This window comes from Salinimicrobium sp. TIG7-5_MAKvit (assembly GCF_049569215.1).
In the GTDB taxonomy this organism is placed as follows: Bacteria; Bacteroidota; Bacteroidia; order Flavobacteriales; family Flavobacteriaceae; genus Salinimicrobium; species Salinimicrobium profundisediminis.
On record NZ_CP145903.1, the window covers coordinates 3,435,803 to 3,455,631 of the forward strand.

The window sequence follows — 19,829 nt, forward strand, 5'->3', positions numbered from 1 at the left end:
CTTTAATAATTTGCCACGACCCCAAAAATCGCTCGAACCGAATAAATTTAAATTCCGGGAGAGTTTTGCTTCCCTAAAATTTGTGCCGCGATTCTTCGGGGAGATCAGGAAAGTTAATCCGCGGCTTTTTTACCTGAATATTTTTCTTCGCCTTACCAATGCCGTGCTGCCCGTGCTTATGCTTTGGGTGGGGAAATTGATCATAGACGAGGTGGTAGTACAAATAGCGGCAGATGTCAAAGATCTTGATCACCTCTGGGCGTTGGTGGCAGCCGAATTTGCCCTGGCTGTGTTGTCTGACCTTTTTAGCCGTGGTATTAACCTGAGTGACGCATTATTAGGAGACCAGTACTCAATTAATACTTCAGTAAAGATCATCAGGAAAACTTCCGAAGTAAACCTTGATGAACTGGAAGATTCAGAATTTTATGACAAGCTCGAAAGGGCACGTCAGCAAACCACCGGCAGGGTGGGCTTGATGTCTAACATTCTTACCCAGGCCGAAGATATTATAGTGATCGCTACTTTACTGGCGGGAGTGGTAGTTTTTGAACCCTGGCTTATTATTCTGCTCGTAGTTTCTATCGTTCCCACCATGATCAACGAAGTTAAATTTAGCGGTACCAGTTATTCTCTGGCCAGAAGCTGGACCCAGGAACGGCGGGAGCTTGATTATTTGAGATATGCGGGGGCCAGTGATGTGACCGCCAAAGAGGTGAAGCTTTTTGGCCTTTCAGACTATCTTGCCAACAGGTTCAAGGGATTGTCTGATCTTTATTACACCCAGAGTAAACAACTGGCGAAGCAGCGTGCCGGCTGGGGATCTTTTTTCAACGTTATTGGCACCACAGCTTATTATGGGGCGTATGTGCTCATCATTTTTAGAACCGTGGCAGGAGTTTTTTCCCTGGGGGACCTAACTTTTCTTTCCGGATCGTTTAACCGCCTAAGACAAAAGCTGCAGGGATTTTTCACCCGCTTTACCGCAATCACCGAGACCGCACTTTACCTTCAGGATTATTTCGAATTTCTAGACCTTTCCTATCATGAATCGGCTTCAGGAGGAAAAACTCCGCTTCCGAAGGAACTTAAAGAGGGCTTTGAATTCAGGAATGTAGGATTCAAATATCCGAAGTCTGAGAGGTGGGTGGTGAGAAACATTAATTTTAAGCTGAAAGCCGGGGAGAAGCTTGCTTTTGTTGGAGAGAACGGCGCTGGAAAAACTACACTTATTAAATTACTGCTTCAGTTCTACGAACCCACTGAAGGTGAGATCTTGCTGGATGGCATTCCTGTAAAACAATTTGACAGGGCGGCTTATCAAAGGTACTTCGGCGTTATTTTTCAGGATTTTGTAAAATTTGAACTCACCCTCAGGGAAAACATTGCCATGGGCGAGATCACCGAAATTAATGATCAGGACCGTATAGAAGGGGCGGCCGAAAAAAGCCTAGCAAACCAGGTTGTGAGTGAACTGCCTTTTGGGTATGACCAACAGCTGGGCAGGAGGTTCAAGCAGGGAAAAGACCTATCAGGTGGCCAGTGGCAAAAGATTGCCATTGCCAGGGCTTATATGAAAGATGCCGAAGTCCTGATCCTGGATGAACCTACTTCGGCTCTTGATGCCCGTGCCGAAACTGAAGCTTTTGACAGGTTTATTAAGCTTACCCGGGGCAAAACTGCCGTGATTATCTCTCACCGTTTTAGCACAGTGCGAATTGCCGACAGGATCATGGTCTTAAAAGATGGGGCTGTACTTGAGTTGGGAACTCACGAAGAACTTATGCAAAACAATAAGCTGTATTCGGAATTGTTTAACCTACAGGCGGCAGGATATAAATAGTTTTTATTGTACTACTTCTGAGGCCAACGCCACACAGGGTTTTTAAAAATAATTGCTGTTTTTTTATAAAAGAGGTGTTTTTAGAGTAACTTTCTTCTCAAATATGCGTCAAACAGGTAACAAGCGCATACTTTCAAAAAATGAGAATAGAGGAGGCCATTCAACGGTTAGACCGATATACGGCAGCACCGGGCACAACAGAGGCGGTAAAGATCAGGCAGCGTTTTAGTACCATCCTTCAGGAGGTGAAATACAAGAATTTTCCGTTAGAAAAATTGGCACCACTTGAACACAAGCTGGATATTATGTTCCAAGACATTAACCTGGAAGGAAATAATGGTGATGAACAACTGCAGGCTCACCTTAAAAATCTGGTTAAATTTCTACGGACAGATTTCGGTTTGGTTCCCGAAGGCTATTGCGCCATGTTAGGTATGCGTGTAGGGCTGGCGGCAGGGGTCATTCTACTTTTATTGCTTTTCTTCTATACAGAATCAAGTTTTAAATATTACAGCCCACTGGGAGGACTGCTAATGGGAGTAATGATAGGGTCGGCTTGTGACAGGCGGGAAAAAATGAAGGGTAAAACCTTATTGACCCGCATGGTATAACCTTCCAAAAATGGCATTTTCAAGAGCTCTTTATTTTGTAGCCATCGTTCCTCCCACAGCAGTGAAAGAGCAGGTGAAAAATATGAAACTGGAGATCAAAGAAAAGTTTCAGGTTGCGCATGCACTCAAATTACCAGCCCATATCACTCTTATTCCGCCTATGTGGCTTTCAGAAGACCAGGAAATACAATTTATTAGCTGTCTTAGATCGGTTTCACAAGATCAAAGATCATATTCTATAGCACTCAGCGACTTTGGGCATTTTAAACAGCGCACCATCTTTATCAATGTGGTAAGCCATGAGCCTGTAAACAGTCTGCATGAACATTTACTTCAGAAATTATCAGGATTGCTACCTCCCAACCATCCGGAGAAGCTACATCCTCACTTAACTCTAGCCACGCGGGATCTCACTTATAAGAAGTTTCCAAAAGTGTGGCAGGAGTTCAAAAATGGCATTTTTTCAGCTGAATTGCAGGCAGATGCGTTAACGCTCTTCAAACACAATGGAAAAACCTGGGACATTTTGGAAGTCTTTCCATTTTCAGAAAAGAATTGATTTTGTATCATTTTTCAGACATTTAAAGTCGTAGAACAGGCGTCTTAACAATATTTTATAGGCCTTTAAAGGTACTTTCCATACTATTCAACTTAATTTAGAGGTTCATTCAAAACTATTCCGTGAAAAAACCTCTACGAATTTTAACCTTTTTATTTTTCCTGTGGGGCTGCTTCTTTTCGAATCTTGTGCAGGCGCAGGAATCCCCTGAAGTCAAAATAGGAGGTGCATTACGTTTCAATTACAATCTTTCTTCCTGGAAACCCGAACAGAAAAGCAGGGGCGGAGACTTTGGCTACGACATGTTTAGGATCAATGCTGTAGCTGCATATCGAGGAATCTATGTGAATGCTGAATTCCGTTATTATTCTGAAGCTTTTGGCGGCGGAATGTTAAAGCAGGGATGGTTTGGTTACCGCTTTAATGAAGCTGAGGAGCTGCAGGTAGGACTCACCCAGGTGCCATTAGGGATACAGCAATACAATTCCCACAACTGGTTCTTTAACCTTGGTTATTATATGGGGCTGGAGGACGATCACGATATGGGAATAAAATATATGAACCTGGGGGAGAAATGGGAATACCAGATAGCCTATTTTAAAAATGCCGAGGAGTTGAATTTTGGAGATGCATCAGCGGTTTCTCCCAGCAGGTATTCTTATGACGTGGCGGGTAATAATAAGGAAGTGCATCAGGGAAATATCAAGCTACTCTATAAATGGGGAGACAGTTTAAAGTCGCGACTTGGAATTTCTGCCCAATACGGCGGACTCTATAATATCAATACCAAAAGAAAGGGAGATCATTACGCACTGGCTGCGCATTATGAAGCCGATTTTAAGCAGTGGAATCTTAAGACCGAAGCCATGCTGGTTTCTCATAATCCCAATAATGCAGAAGGTGTTTCACGAGAGATCATTACCATGGCGGCTTATGGGGCTCCTTACGAAGTAGCTTCGGATTTCAATCTGTATACCCTTGCAATTGCCCGCGACGTACCGGTGAGTTGGGGGCCGGTATCCAATTTACAGTTCTATAATGATTTTGGGTACATGCAGAAAAAGCCGGCTTCTTTTGAAGATTCATTTATGAATGTTACAGGAGTATTGATTTCAGCAGGTAACCTGTATACGTATATAGATTATGCCGCCGGATATAACCATTCCTGGCTGGGCGGGAATTTTGTGAATGACTTTGCCGCAGGAAACCCCGACGCAAAGTGGGAGGCGAGGTTCAATATTAATTTCGGATACTATTTTTAAGTCCGGAGACGAATTAAAATTTAGAGACCATGGCAAAAAAGATCGTAAGAAGTGATGAAAGGAAATCTATAATGGGCCTCAACGTCAATGGTCCGGTGTTTTTCACTTCATCTATTATCATTATTATAAGTATAGCACTCACCCTCATTTTCGAGGAGCAGGCCGAAGGATATTTTGATGCTATTCAGGCTTTCATTTCCAATAACGGAGGTTGGTTCTTTGTTTTATGCGTCAACATCTACTTAATATTTGTGCTGTACCTGGCCTTTAGTAAATTCGGAAATATTAAAATAGGCGGGAAGGACGCTAAACCTGAGTTCAAGACCCTCTCGTGGTTTGCCATGCTTTTTAGTGCAGGGATGGGTATTGGGCTATTATTCTGGAGTATTGCCGAACCTGTAACACATTTTATGAATCCGCCGCTAACAGAGGGAGGTACGCCCGCTGCTGCGCAGGAAGCCATGAATTTCACTTTTTTGCACTGGGGTTTTCATGCTTGGGGAATCTATGCTCTTGTGGGGCTTTCACTTGCTTATTTCACTTATTCCCACGGCTTGCCACTCACCATACGCTCAGTTTTTTACCCGGTTTTAGGCGATAAAATCTACGGGAAGAGAGGAGATCTCATTGATATATTTGCTGTTTTGGCCACTCTTTTTGGACTGGCAACTTCCCTGGGGCTGGGTGTACAGCAAATAGCTGCAGGGCTAGCCCATGTTTTTGGTTTAGACAGCGGCATCATTACCCAGGTAAGCCTTATTGCGATCATTACGGCTATCGCCACAATTTCTGTTGTGCTGGGTGTAGATAAAGGCGTCAAATTCCTGAGTGAATGGAATATGCGAATAGCGGTCTTATTGTTACTTTTGGTAGTAGTACTGGGGCCAACAATCTTCATTTTTCAGTCTTTCGTTCAAAACACAGGAAGCTATTTCTATAGCTTTTTAGAAATATCATCCTGGACAGAAAGCTACACCGGCAATAACTGGCAAAACGCATGGACCGTTTTTTACTGGGGCTGGTGGATTGCCTGGTCCCCTTTTGTAGGGATGTTTATCGCCCGTATTTCAAAGGGGCGTAGCATTAAAGAGTTTATTCTGGGAGTGCTGGTTGTGCCTTCGCTTCTTACTTTTTTCTGGATCACAGCTTTTGGGAGTACCTCAATTCAGCAGGCACTTTTGGGAGACCAAACTATCATTAATGCTGTTGATGATAATGTGGCCACTGCGCTCTTTGTATATCTTGAAGACTTTCCTTTTTCCGTAGTATTAAATATTATCGGAGTCATTTTAATCGCAGGTTTTTTCGTCACCTCGTCAGATTCTGGTTCTTTGGTAGTAGACAGTTTAACCTCGGGAGGAAAAATAGATGCTCCTGTAGGGCAACGTATTTTCTGGGCAGTAGCCGAAGGTGCCATTGCAGCCGTGCTATTAATTGGAGGAGGCTTGCAGGCGCTGCAAACGGCCTCAATAGTAACAGGGTTGCCTTTTGCTTTTATCCTGCTCTTCATGTGTTATTCCCTCTATATTGGCGTGCGGGATGAATACTTAAAATCTGAAGAGAAAAAAGCGCAGAAGGAATTAGAAAGTTATGAAGAAGTAATTTCAGACATTATCAAAAAAAGAGGAGGAACCCATAAAGAAAATCAGTCATGAAAAAGATCAAAAATATTCTCGTCGCCCTGGATCTTTCAGCTATAGATGAAAAACTAATTACCTATGCGTCTTTTATTGCTGAAAAACTGCAGGCAGAGAACGTTTATTTTGTACACAATATCAAGAAATACGAGATATCTGAGCTTTTTGAAGAACACCTGAAGGATGTGAACCTGGATGAGGTGATTGGAGATGAATTAAATGAGAAAGTAAAAACACATTTTTCGGCCCCTGCAAACTGGGAGGTGCTTATTTCAGAAGATCCTTACAGCGAATCCCTTCTCAAGTACATCGTTGACAAATACAGTATCAATCTTGCCGTGGTGGGTAACAAGAAACATGAGAAAGGAACTGGAGTAGTGAGTAGTAAACTGCTGAGGTTGCTGCGTTGTGATCTTTTGGCTGTTCCTGCATCTGCCCATGAAAAAATAGAGGTTATTTGGGCAGGAACCGATTTTTCACAGGATTCCCGAAAAGTTTTTAGTAGAACCAAAGAACTGCAGGAGGGAGGGAACGTACTGCTGAAGGTGGTTCATGTTTACAGTGTACCCGTACAATTTTCTCCATACGTTTCGCCCGAATCAATGGGGCCAAAAGTGGAAAAGCATGTGAAAGAAAAATTTGATAAATTCCTGAAGAAACTGAATTATTCCGAAAACATCGAGCCTCTCATTTTTATGGGAAGAGAATCGGGAGCGGCACAAAAAATACTTGCAAACCTTCGAAACTCGCCGGTAGACCTCCTTATGGTAGCAGATAAAGGAGGTAATACTTTTTCTCCTTTCGCTGTGGGTACCATGACCGAGGAATTGTTCAATGCAAACCTGGATGTGCCACTGTGGGTGGTAAAATAGCGCTATAAAGGGATTCGGGGATAATTCTGAATCTCTTTTTCATCATTTCCTTTAATCCTGATAATGCGGCTGGGGCGATGCTCCTGAGCCATTTTCCGGGCTTTGTCCAGTGCATCTTCTTCTTTATCAAAGGTCTGTATCAATTCATTACGATGGTTGAGGACCTCCCATTCTTCATTTTCTGCTTTACACTGTATACGATACGTGCGCTCCTTTACAATTTCTTCTCTATTCTTTAAAAGTTCAAGGATCACCTTACCATCACTAAAATTTCCGCCCGGATAAAGCATGGGCAGAAGAGCAAAGAAAACATAGTACATGGAGATATATGTGAATTGATAGGTAAGCATTCCGGCTTTTAGAACATCGTTCTCAACCAGCAGAATCACAGCGATGGTACTAAGAAGGTTAAAAAGGGCACCCCCTGAAAAAATTAAAATATTAGACAGCTTCTCTTTGCGTTCAATATTCTCGAAGGTGCAGAACCCATACCAGAAGTAATACTGTCTAATTTCCAATATTCCGTGGTTAAAAACAGGTTTTCCACTTCCCACTACGATACGGATATTCTTTGCACCCATAAGCCAGGCAAAGAACACGTGCCCAGCTTCATGTAAGATTGAGATAAGGGGCAGTACCAGGAAAAATGCCAGCAGAAATTTTGGAATGTCGCTTATGCCAAACATCTAAAGATTTTTTGGAGATCATAATTTATAAAATTTGAATCCGTAGATTCTTAAATCCTATACAAAATTCCTGAAGCACAGGATTATACTTGTCATCATGGTTTTTTAAAACTTAATTTATCTCTTATTCATCCCAGATAAATCCCCTTTGTTAGGGCAGAATTCAATAAATTAGGCATTACAAAATTTGATTGAACATGCATTTTCCATTACTCCAGGACATTGTGGTACTACTTGGTTTCTCTGTAGTTGTTGTGCTTTTACTACAGCGATTAAGGTTACCATCGGTGTTGGGATTTTTAGTTACAGGGATCATTATTGGACCTTTTGGCTTCGGACTTATTGAAAACCCTGAGCAAATAGAGATCCTTTCCGAAATTGGGGTGATCCTGTTGATGTTTGTTATTGGAATGGAACTTTCAATCAAGCAGCTTGCGTCCATGAAACGAACTGTTTTTTTAGGTGGTTTGCTTCAGGTGGGATTGAGTATTATCGTAACTGCGTTTATATTTTCTGTACTCGGCTTTTCCTGGAACGAGGCCGTTTTCATGGGCTTCCTGTTTTCACTTTCCAGCACAGCAATTGTGCTAAAGATCTTGTATGATCGCAATGAGATCACTGCGCCTCATGGACGTATGGCTCTTGGAATTTTAATATTTCAGGATTTGATTGTGGTGCCAATGATGTTGATTACTCCCATGATGGCTGGAACTACAGGTGATCTCTATAATGAAGTGCTTCTTCTTGTTCTTAAAAGTGCCCTGGTATTAGCTTTGACCTATGTTGGAGCAAAATATTTGGTGCCGCGAGCCATGTACCTTATTGCCCAGACAAAAAGTAAGGAATTGTTTTTACTGGCTACCATCGCGCTTTGTTTTACAGTGGCTTTTATCACTGCATCTGCAGGACTCTCTCTTGCATTTGGAGCTTTCCTGGCAGGTCTTATTATTTCGGAGTCAGATTATAGTCACCAGGCTACAAGTACCATTCTTCCCTTTAGGGAGCTGTTCATCAGTTTTTTCTTTATCTCTATCGGGATGCTGCTTGACCTGGATTTTTTTATGAAAAATGCAGCAGTGATTATGCTTATGGTCGTGGTGGTATTTATATTAAAAGGAGGAGTGGTTTCCCTTACCGCAGCGGCCCTTAATTATCCTATAAGAACCGTATTGTTGACAGGAATGGCATTGTTTCAGGTGGGGGAATTTGCCTTTATCCTTTCACGTATTGGTATAGATAGTGGGCTACTTTCGGAGGAAATGAACCAGTATTTTCTTTCGGTTTCGGTGTTTACAATGCTGCTCACGCCATTTGTTTTTCTCTTTTCGGGAAGGACCACGAATTTTATTTTGAGAAAAATAGCACCAGGTTCTCATCGGACAGTTCCGCTTTCCCGACAGGATGCTCAAGGGCCCGAAGATCACCTGCTTATAATCGGGTACGGGATCAATGGTGCAAACCTTGCAAAAGCAGCTAAGTATGCCGATATCCCTTATATGATCCTGGAACTTAATCCGCAGATCGTGAGACAGCAAAAGGCCAGGGGAGAACCCATAATTTATGGAGATGCAGTGCAGGAGCACATGCTTGAAGCTGTTTATGTAAATAAAGCGCGTATTGTGGTTATTGCTATTTCTGATCCTCGCGCTACCAAAGCCATTGTTTCCAATATCAGGCATATTTCTCCTTCTGTGCATATTGTAGTAAGAACCCGGTATGTGAAAGAGATAGAGACCCTACTGGGGCTGGGTGCCGATGAAGTAATTCCCGAAGAGTTTGAAACTTCAATTGAAATCTTTTCACGGGTTTTAACCAATTTTCTTGTACCCCTCGATGAATTGGAAAATTTAATAGATTCAGTAAGAGCAGATAATTACCAGGTCTTCCAGTCCCACAAACGACTGCAGACATTTAAATCTTCAACTATTCCCGATTTTAAGATAAGTTGCGTGAGAGTGATGGCTGATAGTGGTGCTGTAGTAGGAAAGACTATTGAAGAAGTTGATGTTAGAAAGAACTATGGGGTCAATATCCTCGCGGTTTCCCGAAAAGGGCAAATGATCAAAACAGTATTTCCCAACGTCAAATTATTAAGAGAAGACCTTGTATTTGTGAGTGGGGATCAGGAGCATATTGACTCTTTCTATAAAGCGGTCACCTGAAGTTGACGAAAACGTTTGAAAAAAGTACGAAAACCTGATAGTGATCATTATTAGAGCTATAGTTTCATCATATTTTTGACCTGTAAATCTAAAGCCTGAAGGAATATGATGACAACTTCTCCACTCACCGATTTGGATATCGCTCATAAAATTCAATTAACCCCCATTACAGAAATAGCTCAAAAACTTGGTCTTGATCCAGATGATATTGAGATGTACGGGAAATACAAGGCTAAGATACCGCTGCACAATATAGATCACGACAAAATAATAGAAAGTAACCTAATACTTGTTTCGGCTATTTCCCCAACTCCGGCAGGAGAAGGAAAAACCACCGTCTCAATAGGTCTTTCAGAAGCTATGAACCGTATTGGTAAGAAAACCACTGTAGTGCTGAGAGAACCTTCATTAGGCCCTGTTTTTGGATTAAAAGGCGGCGCTACCGGAGGAGGATATTCACAGGTTTTGCCCATGGAGGACATCAACCTTCACTTTACCGGAGATTTTTCGGCTATTGAAAAAGCTCACAATCTTTTGGCAGCTCTTGTAGATAATAATATTCAGTCAAAAACAAATAATTTAGGAATTGATCCGCGGACGGTTTCCCTAAAACGGGTGATGGATGTTAATGACCGTTCCCTGCGGAATATTGTTATAGGACTTGGCGGAACAGGTTCAGGAATTCCCAGAGAAAGCGGGTTTGATATTACTGCGGCTTCCGAAATTATGGCCATTATGTGCCTTGCTGAAAACCTGGAGGACCTAAAAGGGCGTTTGGGAAACATATTTATTGGCTACACCTTTGATAAGAAAGCTATTTATGCCCGCGACCTCAATGCTGAAGGTGCCATGGCTACGCTTTTAAAAGATGCCCTAAAACCTAACCTGGTGCAAACTATAGAAGGGAATCCTGCCATAATCCACCTCGGCCCGTTTGCCAACATAGCTCAGGGAACTAATTCTGTGATCGCCACCCGCATGGGGATGAGTCTTTCTGACTATACAGTCACCGAAGCCGGATTTGGGTTTGACCTTGGTGCAGAAAAATTTCTGGATATTAAATGTCAAAGCGCAGACCTTACTCCCAGAGTTGTGGTAATGACCGCAACGATACGAGCTTTAAAATACCATGGTGGGGTACCTCTTTCTTCTCTCACTATTCCAAATGTAGAGGCTTTAGAAAAAGGATTACCCAATTTAGAGAAACATCTGGAAAATGCCCGTCTCTTTAATATCACTCCTGTAATAGCCATAAATAAATTCTACAGTGACAGTGATGAAGAGATACAGGTGATCATAGACCTGGCTAAAAAACTGAATATAAAAGTTGCAGTTTCTGATGGCTGGGCAAAAGGAGGGGAAGGCGCTCATGATCTGGCAAAGAAGGTGGTAGAAGCGATTGAAGAAGGCCGTTCTAACTTTACACCACTTTATGATTGGGAAGATACGGTCATGAATAAAATAGAGACCATTGCAAAAAAAATATATGGGGCCGATAGGGTTGAATACGCTGCAAAAGCAAGACGGGATCTAAAGACTATTTCCAATCTTGAATTAGATCATTTACCCGTTTGCATTGCTAAAACCCAAAAATCATTGTCAGACAATCCTTTGCTTATAGGAAGACCAACAGGTTTTACGCTAACAGTTCGGGAGATTGAGATCGCCGCCGGTGCAGGATTTTTGATCCCTATTACAGGAGATATGATGCGTATGCCCGGATTACCGGCACACCCTGCATCAGAGAATATAAATATAGATTTGGAAGGGAATATTTCGGGGCTAGTATAGAGCAAGATCTGTTTTCTTCCATTGAATAAGAACCTTCCGGCCTTTCCGGGAGGTTTTTTATTGGTTCATATAGCTCTTTTAGGACATTGAACTCTTTCAAACCTTCAGTTTTTTCAAGCCCTCAATGTAATCTACCGCAAAATTTTTGTCGGATAAAATATTAGGTTAACAAATTATAAACCATTATTTTAAAGGTCTTTAGAAAGGAAGTTTTACTTTTAGTTAAGCTTTTTGAAAAAATATTCCGGCACCGAATTTTCAGAAGAATTTTGATATACCTTTGAATATATTTAAACCATTTAATGAAGAAATTTTTAGTTGTAAATAATCCCGAAAACTGGAACCTTGCACTTGAAAATATGGAGGTGATTTCGGCCAGGGACTATCTTACAAATCCTGAATATGCCCGTCTTAAAAAAGCACGTATTTTTAATTTATGTAAGGATTATTCTTACCAAAGTAAAGGATATTATGTTTCACTTTTAGCTGAGGCTCGTGGTCACCTCGCAATTCCTACCGTGATGAACCTGGTAGATTTACGGGAACCAAAGCTTGTTAAGATCGTTTCAGATGAATTTGATGATCTTATTCAAAAAAGTTTAAAGGGAATTAAGTCAGCCGAGTTTACCCTTAGTATTTATTTTGGCCAGAATGTTGCTCAAAAATACAGGGAACTGAGTGCTATGTTTCACCGGCACTTTCAAATACCATTTTTGAGAGTGAAGTTCTCTTATACCAACAGGTGGAATATCAAATCTATTAAAGCTTTATCTGAAGTAGAGATCCCCAATGAACACCGGGATGCTATGAGGCAGTTTGCCTTACAGTATTTTGCAAAGAAGCGTTACGATACTCCTAAAAATGAAACTTTTGAGTACGATCTGGCAATCCTTGTGCAAGATCACGATCCTGCACCGCCAAGTAATCCTAAAGCTCTAAAGAAATTTGTAGAGATTGCCGAAAAAATGAACTTTTATGTAGAGTTTGTCTCTCCAAAAGATCTTTCAAGGCTGTCGTCTTTTGACGCCCTTTTTATCAGGCAAAGTACAGAGGTGAACAATGACGCTTATGCTTTTGCCCGCAAAGCTCAACAGGAAGATATAGCCATCGTTGATTATCCCGATGCTATCCTTAAGTGCTGTAATAAAGTTTTTATGGCCGAAGCCCTTGAGAATTCAGGTATTCCCACTCCTAAAACTATCATTGTTCACAAAGACAACCGCAATAACGTTATTGAGAAGACCGGACTTCCGCTAGTTTTGAAATCACCTGATTCTACCTTTTCTTTTGGGGTGAAAAAAGCTGCTACTGCCGAAGAATATGAAAAACTGGTGGGGGAGATGCTTAAAAAATCTGAACTTGTAATAGCACAGGAATATACGCCTTCAGATTATGACTGGAGAATAGGTATCCTTGATGATAAACCGCTCTTTGCCTGCCGTTACTATATGGCCAAAGGCCACTGGCAGATCTACAACTGGAATGCCAGCAAAAAAGATGACCAGGAAGGTAATGCAGACGTAATGTCTATTGATGAAGTTCCAAAAAAGATCCTGGATGTAGCCCTTCGTTCGGCAAGGCTTATGGGAAAAGGCCTCTATGGGATTGATGTAAAAGAAGTAAATGGAAAACCTCTGGTCATAGAAATCAATGACAATCCAAACATAGATTTTGGGGTAGAAGATCGTTTCTACGGTGATAAAATTTATACCGAAATTATTACTGCTCTTAAAAATCGCCTTGAAAAGAAATCGGAATGAGTTATCAGCTTTTTGAAGTTTACGGGATAGAACTGGAGTACATGTTGGTAGACGCTGCCACAATGAAAGTGAAGCCGGTTGTAGATAAATTATTGACCAAAAAGAATGGTGCTTTAACTTCGGATGTTGAAAATGGAAAGATAGAATGGAGCAATGAACTTGTAGCACATGTAGTGGAATTAAAAACCAATGGGCCTACCGCCAATCTTGATACCCTGGATAATCTTTTTGCTGAAAATGTTGGCGAAATCAACGATTTGCTCAAGGAATTTAATGCTAAACTGTTACCCACAGCGGCTCATCCTCTCATGGATCCCGAAACAGAGATGCAGTTGTGGCAGCACAATTACAGCAAAATATACGCACTCTACAATCGCATTTTTGACTGTAGGGGGCATGGCTGGAGCAATGTTCAAAGTATGCATATAAATCTGCCATTTTTGGGAGATGCAGAATTTGAGAAGTTACATGCTGCGGTAAGGATCCTGCTACCAGTAATTCCTGGATTAAGCGCCAGTTCGCCCATTTTTGAGGGAAAACTTACCGGCTTTAAAGATGCCCGGATGCATGTATATAAAACCAATCAAAAAGAAATTCCGGAGATGACCGGTAAAGTCATTCCCGAACAACTCTTTTCAAAAAAGGATTATTACAGCGGGATTTTTGAACCTATCAATAAGGCAATAAAACCGCATGATACTGAGAATATTCTCGATCATCATTTTCTGAATTCAAGGGGAGCTATTGCCCGCTTTGATCGTGGTGCTATCGAAATAAGAGTGATAGACCTGCAGGAATGTCCAAAAGCTGATGTTGCCATAGCAGTACTCATCATTGAAGCACTTAAGTTGCTGGTTAGTGAAGAACTGGTGTCTCTGGAAGATCAAAAAAAGTGGCATGAAAATGCCCTTTTTGAAATCTTTAACGAAGTGATCGTAGATGCTGAAGCAACTATCATTCAAAATGCCGCATTTGCTGATATTTTTGATTTGCAGCCCGAAAGTTCTGTCAAGGATCTATGGAGTAGAATTTATTCACTTGTGAAGGAAAATATTCCTGAAAAGCACCAAAACAGCATCGAATTCTTGCTGAAGAACGGAAGCCTTTCAACCAGGATTCTTAAAACTTTGGGTGAGAATCCATCTAAAGCAGAGATCACAAAAGTTTATGAGGAATTGGGGAATTGTCTTCAGGAAAACAGGTTCTTCGAGGTGTAACTACCAGTAATTTATTCTGAAATTAATCACTTAAAACTAAGCTTTGAACCTTGTACTAACCTGTGAACACGCCGGAAATGAAATTCCGCAGGAATATGAACAACTGTTTTCAGAAGCGCAGGAAGTGCTGGAGACGCACCGGGGTTATGATCCCGGAGCATTAGATCTATTCCAGGAGCTTTCGCCTCTGGCAGTTTTTAGGCAGGAATATATGATAAGCAGGCTTTTGGTGGAACCTAACCGTTCGCTGGGCCATCCGCAGCTTTTTTCAGAATTTACAGCCCAACTTCAGGAGGCTCAAAAAGAGCAGATTCTGGAAGATTTTTATATCCCATACCGGACTTATATTGAAAGCAGGATTGGCGATCTTATTTCTGCAGGCAAAGAAATTGTACATATTTCGGTTCATACTTTTACGCCAGAACTCAACGGGGAGGTAAGAAATGCTGATATTGGCCTGCTCTTTGATTCCGCCCGTAAGAGTGAAGTGAAATTCTGTGAAAGATTTGAAGAAAGTCTTCTTCAGCAGAATGAAAATTTGCGGGTAAGATTCAATTATCCCTATTTGGGGATTGATGACGGATTTACTACTTACCTCCGCCAAAAATTTCCGCAGCAATATTTGGGCATTGAGCTGGAGGTTAATCAAAAGTTTGTTCAAAAGAATAAAATGGAAAAGCGCTTCAAAAATGTCATTTTTGAAGCGCTTTCCAGATTGATGTCATGATTGGCCTCTTAACCGTTGAGGGTAGAGTCCAGGGTGATTTCTGTATTAAGCAGTTTGGAAACAGGACAATTTTCTTTAGCGTGCTTTACGAGCTCATTAAATTTATCCTGCGAGATGCCGGGTACTTTTGCTGTGAGAATTAGGTGAGACTTTTTAATGGTTCCATCCTCAAAGGTGATCTCACATTTTGTTTCAAGTTCAACCGGATTAAATACTTCTTTACTAAGATTGGCCGAAAGCTGCATGGTAAAACAGCCGGCATGTGCAGCTCCAATAAGCTCTTCAGGATTTGTTCCTTTTTCATCTTCAAACCGGGTGTGAAAGGAATAGGGAGTTTTTTGCAGTACCTGACTTTGGGTAGATAAATTTCCTTTTCCTTCTTTGATCGTGCCGTTCCATACGGCTGTTGCTTTTCTTTTCATACTTGGTTTGGTTTTTAAGTGATTTCATATTTGTAACAAAGGAGTAGCGAACATGTTTACTGCTATGTTCTTTCACTTACTTTGTTGAAACGGCCCATGATAATGATGTTCTTTTCTATAACTATTCCAGGACTTTTGAAGATACAATTTTCTAACTAAGAATTAGCCTGCAATCAGGTTAAAACTACTTTAAGTTCATTTCTGTAATGCGAAGGAGATTTTCCCGTAAACTTTTTGAACTGCTTATTGAAATGACTAAAATTATTGAATCCGCTTTCAAAACATACTTCGGTTATGCTTACCTGTTTCTCATGAAGTAACTTGGCAGCATGTACCAACCGGTACTCGTTTACAAATTGGGTAAATGTTTTACCGGTAATTTTTTTAAAATACCTGCAGAAAGCCGGTACAGTCATACTTACCTTGCCGGCAACCTCTTCAAGACTAATAGGACGTTGAAATTCTTCTTTTACAAAATTGAATATATTGTTGATCCTGTGATTATCCTGTAATTCGGTTTCCAAAAGGAACCCCTTTGCATTCAGCACAGAATATTCAGTAGAATTTTCCATTAGGTGTAAAATTTCAAGAAGTCCAAGAAGGCGTTGAAAGGGAGGTTTATTTTCAAGAGATTCCATTTTCTCTCCAATATCCTTTTTTGACTCCCCATAATAGACAATTCCCATGGTTGCCTTTTCAAAAAGTGCTTTTATGTTCTTCATTTCGGGAAGTTCGAAAAAACTATTTCCCAAAAAATCGGGTTTCATCTGTATCACGGTTTCGTTCTCGTTACCTGTAAGCCCATCTGTAAAGCCACAGTGCGGAAGATTTGAACCTATTAACATAAGATCCCCGTCACGATAGTAGGAGATGTGACTTCCAATTTGTCTTTTTCCTGATCCTCTATTCACGTAAACCAGTTCTATTTCGGGATGATAATGCCAAAAAGTATGTTTCCTGTTTTGGTGGTTCTTATTATAGGTTCTATACAAAATAGAACTTCCAAAAGCAGGTTCAATTTTTTCCAGTTCAGGTTTTACATTAATATTCATAAATAGGAGTAAAGTTTGAATGAAATTTAATGTGAGTGAAAATATTCTACTTCTGCAAAATTACCCGCTATAGGTGCATATTTAACCTATAACGTTTTAGTGAGTCTTATTAATATCAATTTTGAACACTTTTGTGCCAATTTTGATCTATTTGCAAAGGAGATAAGCGATTATGTTTGTTGTGTAATATCTAATCTATTAACTAAAACGATGAAAATTATGAAAAAGCTAAAAAACATTGCAGTAATTGTTTTTTTCCTTTCCACCTTTTCTTATGCAGGTGATATGGAAAAAGAGGAGGAGGTAAGATTAAATGGAGAGCAAACTTTGTTAGTAGACCTTTCTAATTTGAATCAGGGAACGGTTATTTTATTTGAAGATCAATATGGCGTAACGCTTTACAAAGATGACCTGGTAAGAGGTGGAAAGTATAATAAGAGGCTGTACCTTGAGATGGTGCCGCAGGGGATCTACTTTTTAAAGGTGGATAAAAGGTTAGCGACAAAAACATGGAAGATCCAGAAATCTTCTGAAGGGGTAAAAATCCTTGGAAGTTCTTCTACAATAGGGAAGCCCCATTTTCGAACTCACGAAGAAGTTCTTAATGTTTACATATCAAACCCCGACAAGCAGCCTTTGAATATGACCGTTGAAGATGGTTCTGGAGTGATCCTGGCCACTGTCAAAGCTTCTGGTAAGGATTTCCAAAAGTCTCTTGATTTCTCAAGAGTTCCATCGGGAGAGTATTTTGTAAAACTTTACAGTGGAGAAGAAGAGTTTACTAAAAAAGTAGTTATTAATTAAGGATCAATCACTACTTATAAAAACTGCCCCGGGATTTCCCGGGGCAGTTTTGTTTATTCTAGGAGGGTAAATACCCCGAGGCTTGCCTCGTTAGTAAATGTTTAAAGTCTGAAAACGTGTTCTCCTATATAATGCTCCGTGGGCTTGCCCCGGAGAAATTTACTCTAAGGGGGTAAATACTCCGAGGCTTGCCTCGTTAGTAAATGTTTAAAGTCTGAAAACGTGTTCTCCTATATAATGCTCCGTGGGCTTGCCCCGGAGAAATTTACGAATATGAAGACTTTCTTAAGCCTTTTTCAGGTAGATAACACCCATTGGTGGTATGGTGAGGGATAGGGAGTTATCTTGCCCGTGGGCTGACAGTTCTGTACTTGCTATCTCTCCATCGTTCTTCACGTTACTACCGCCAAACCTGTTATCATCACTATTAAAGATCTCTTTCCATTTTCCTGCTTTTTCAACTCCAATCCGGTAATTTTCACGGGGTAATGGTGTGAAATTACACACTACGAGAATGTTGTCTTTAGGATCATTGCCTTTTCTTAAAAAGCTAATAATACTATTCTCTTCATCTTTAATATCTACCCATTCAAACCCTTCATGTGAAAAAGCTTTTTCGTACAGTGCAGGTTCCTTTTTGTACAGCTTGTTGAGTTCTTTAAAGGTCTCCTGGATTTGACGGTGATAATTCTCATTGGTTAAATGCCACGCAAGGCTGGAATCGTGATCCCACTCGGTGGTTTGGCCAAATTCTGCACCCATAAAGAGGAGTTTCGTTCCGGGGTGGGCGTACATATACGCATATAGAGTACGAAGGTTGGCAAATTTGTTCCACTCATCTCCCGGCATTTTATTGAGAATAGCCTGTTTTCCATACACCACCTCATCATGTGACAGGGGTAGCATGAAGTTTTCAGTAAAAGCGTAATTCGAACTGAAAGTGATGGTATTTTGGTGGTATTTTCTATTGATAGGGTCTTCACTAAAATATTTCAGGGTATCGTGCATCCAACCCATCATCCATTTCATCCCAAAGCCAAGGCCTCCTATATAGGTAGGTTTTGAAACCATGGGCCAGGCTGTAGATTCTTCAGCAATGGTAACGGCATCAGGAAATTCCTTATAAACTACCTCATTAAATTCTTTCAGAAAACTTATCGCTTCCAGGTTTTCATTTCCGCCGTGTTCATTGGGTTCCCATTCGCCTTCTTTTCTCGAATAGTCTAAATATAACATAGAGGCCACGGCATCTACACGCAGCCCATCGGCATGAAACTTATCCAGCCAGAATATCGCGTTACTTATAAGGAACGAGCGCACCTCATTACGGCCGTAATTAAAGATGTAGCTCTGCCAGTCGGGGTGGAAACCTTTTTTAGGATCGGCATGTTCATAGAGATAGGTGCCGTCAAAATAGTGCAAACCATGCAAGTCTGAAGGGAAGTGGGAGGGAACCCAATCGAGGATCACTCCAATTCCTGCCTGGTGAAGACTGTCAATAAGCTGCATAAATTCCTGCGGAGTACCAAAGCGGCTGGAAGGAGCGAAGTAGCCGGTGATCTGGTAACCCCACGAACCAAAGAAAGGATGCTCCATCACGGGCATGAATTCTACGTGTGTGAATCCCATTTCTTTGATATACTTTGGAAGTTGCTCGGCCAGTTCTAAATATGTAAGAGAACGAAGCCCATCTTCGGGAACACGTTTCCAGGATCCCAGGTGCAACTCGTAAACCGACATTGGTTGTGGCTTGCCTTCTTTTTTCTGCCTGTCTTTCATCCAGACCTTATCTTTCCAGGTGTTCTCAAGGTCCCATACCACAGAAGCTGTATTCGGCGGGGTTTCCCATTGAAAAGCGAAAGGGTCTCCTTTATCGGCTTCATAGCCATTGTTAGACCTGATAAAATACTTGTACAAACTGCCCTTTTTGGCACCCGGGATAAACACTTCCCATATCCCGGAACCATCCCAACGGGCTTTCATGGGGTTGGATTCCCTGTCCCAATTGTTGAAATCTCCCACTACCGCAACTTTTTCGGCATTGGGGGCCCAAACCCCGAAATAAACGCCTTCGGTACCCATGTACTCCATAAGATGTGATCCCAACTTGTTGTAAAGGTGGTAGTGTTTCCCTTCCCGGAACAGGTGAATATCAAATTCAGTAAGTAAAGTGGCTTCTACCGGCTTGTCTGAAGATGATTTCTGTTCTTCTTTCTTATCGGTGGTAAGATCTTCTACTTGTTTTTTGGCTTTTTGTGCAGCCGCCATCATTTCCTCTTTATCGGGTATGATTTCCTCTACTTTTTTCTTTGCTTTTTCGGCTTTAGGAATGAGCTTTTCGGCAAAACTGCCTGCTGCATCTTTCATGTTTTCGATATCTTCAGCATCAGGGAGAAGATCTTTAGCCATTTTTTCGAGGTCGTT

General features: G+C 41.1%; 16 protein-coding genes. 12 read left to right on the forward strand and 4 right to left on the reverse strand.

The annotated features are described in order from the left end of the window. The first annotated feature begins 10 nt into the window (after positions 1–10). The 6 genes from V5739_RS15470 to V5739_RS15495 all read left to right on the forward strand — a co-directional run bounded on the left by V5739_RS15470 (position 11) and on the right by V5739_RS15495 (position 6,784). Entirely contained in the window at positions 11–1,843 is a 1,833-nt protein-coding gene (locus V5739_RS15470) for an ABC transporter ATP-binding protein (protein WP_423818910.1), read from the forward strand. A 140-nt stretch (positions 1,844–1,983) separates the two neighbouring features. Further along, a complete protein-coding gene (locus V5739_RS15475) occupies positions 1,984–2,454 on the forward strand; it encodes a hypothetical protein (RefSeq protein WP_423818911.1) in 471 nt (156 codons plus the stop codon). Positions 2,455–2,464: 10 nt separating this feature from the next. Next, a complete protein-coding gene (locus V5739_RS15480; RefSeq protein WP_423818912.1) occupies positions 2,465–3,013 on the forward strand; it encodes a 2'-5' RNA ligase family protein in 549 nt (182 codons plus the stop codon). Positions 3,014–3,135: 122 nt separating this feature from the next. Beyond that, positions 3,136–4,275: a hypothetical protein gene (locus V5739_RS15485; RefSeq protein ID WP_423818913.1), complete on the forward strand. Its 1,140-nt coding sequence runs from the start codon at positions 3,136–3,138 to the stop codon at positions 4,273–4,275. Between the two features lie 29 nt (positions 4,276–4,304). Then, positions 4,305–5,930 (forward strand): BCCT family transporter, encoded by a 1,626-nt coding sequence (locus tag V5739_RS15490; protein ID WP_423818914.1) that lies wholly within the window; start codon positions 4,305–4,307, stop codon positions 5,928–5,930. Beyond that, positions 5,927–6,784: a universal stress protein gene (locus V5739_RS15495; protein WP_423818915.1), complete on the forward strand. Its 858-nt coding sequence runs from the start codon at positions 5,927–5,929 to the stop codon at positions 6,782–6,784. The genes V5739_RS15490 and V5739_RS15495 overlap by 4 nt, the downstream gene beginning before the upstream one ends. 2 nt (positions 6,785–6,786) lie before the next feature. On the opposite strand, the gene V5739_RS15500 is transcribed toward V5739_RS15495, so the two are convergent. Continuing rightward, the gene (locus tag V5739_RS15500; protein WP_423818916.1) at positions 6,787–7,470 is read right to left on the reverse strand and encodes a site-2 protease family protein; all 684 of its coding nucleotides are present in this window, start codon (positions 7,468–7,470) and stop codon (positions 6,787–6,789) included. Positions 7,471–7,667: 197 nt separating this feature from the next. Here V5739_RS15500 and V5739_RS15505 point away from each other — a divergent pair, with 197 nt between their 5' ends. The 5 genes from V5739_RS15505 (at position 7,668) to V5739_RS15525 (ending at position 15,127) form a co-directional block, all read left to right on the forward strand. Next, positions 7,668–9,632 carry a monovalent cation:proton antiporter-2 (CPA2) family protein gene (locus V5739_RS15505; RefSeq protein WP_423818917.1) on the forward strand — a complete coding sequence of 655 codons (1,965 nt, stop codon included), beginning with the start codon at positions 7,668–7,670 and terminating at the stop codon, positions 9,630–9,632. A 105-nt stretch (positions 9,633–9,737) separates the two neighbouring features. Continuing rightward, a complete protein-coding gene (locus V5739_RS15510; protein WP_423818918.1) occupies positions 9,738–11,423 on the forward strand; it encodes a formate--tetrahydrofolate ligase in 1,686 nt (561 codons plus the stop codon). Between the two features lie 302 nt (positions 11,424–11,725). Further along, the gene (locus tag V5739_RS15515; RefSeq protein WP_423818919.1) at positions 11,726–13,183 is read left to right on the forward strand and encodes a RimK family protein; all 1,458 of its coding nucleotides are present in this window, start codon (positions 11,726–11,728) and stop codon (positions 13,181–13,183) included. Continuing rightward, positions 13,180–14,400: a carboxylate-amine ligase gene (locus V5739_RS15520; protein WP_423818920.1), complete on the forward strand. Its 1,221-nt coding sequence runs from the start codon at positions 13,180–13,182 to the stop codon at positions 14,398–14,400. Before V5739_RS15515 ends, V5739_RS15520 begins: the two co-directional genes overlap by 4 nt. Before the next feature lie 43 nt (positions 14,401–14,443). Further along, a complete protein-coding gene (locus tag V5739_RS15525) occupies positions 14,444–15,127 on the forward strand; it encodes an N-formylglutamate amidohydrolase (RefSeq protein WP_423818921.1) in 684 nt (227 codons plus the stop codon). An 8-nt stretch (positions 15,128–15,135) separates the two neighbouring features. Here the strand turns inward: V5739_RS15525 and V5739_RS15530 are convergent, their stop codons facing one another. Together V5739_RS15530 and V5739_RS15535 are read right to left on the reverse strand one after the other, a co-directional pair. After that, positions 15,136–15,549, reverse strand: coding sequence for an OsmC family protein (locus V5739_RS15530; RefSeq protein WP_423818922.1), 414 nt, complete (start codon positions 15,547–15,549; stop codon positions 15,136–15,138). Between the two features lie 173 nt (positions 15,550–15,722). Then, on the reverse strand, positions 15,723–16,601 hold the full coding sequence (locus tag V5739_RS15535) for an AraC family transcriptional regulator (RefSeq protein ID WP_345598533.1): 879 nt from the start codon (positions 16,599–16,601) through the stop codon (positions 15,723–15,725). Positions 16,602–16,820: 219 nt separating this feature from the next. Here V5739_RS15535 and V5739_RS15540 point away from each other — a divergent pair, with 219 nt between their 5' ends. Further along, a complete protein-coding gene (locus V5739_RS15540) occupies positions 16,821–17,405 on the forward strand; it encodes a T9SS type A sorting domain-containing protein (protein WP_423818923.1) in 585 nt (194 codons plus the stop codon). Positions 17,406–17,690: 285 nt separating this feature from the next. Here the strand turns inward: V5739_RS15540 and glgB are convergent, their stop codons facing one another. After that, positions 17,691–19,676, reverse strand: a complete 1,986-nt coding sequence (gene glgB / locus V5739_RS15545) for a 1,4-alpha-glucan branching protein GlgB (RefSeq protein WP_423820499.1) — start codon at positions 19,674–19,676, stop codon at positions 17,691–17,693. Positions 19,677–19,829 lie beyond the last annotated feature (153 nt).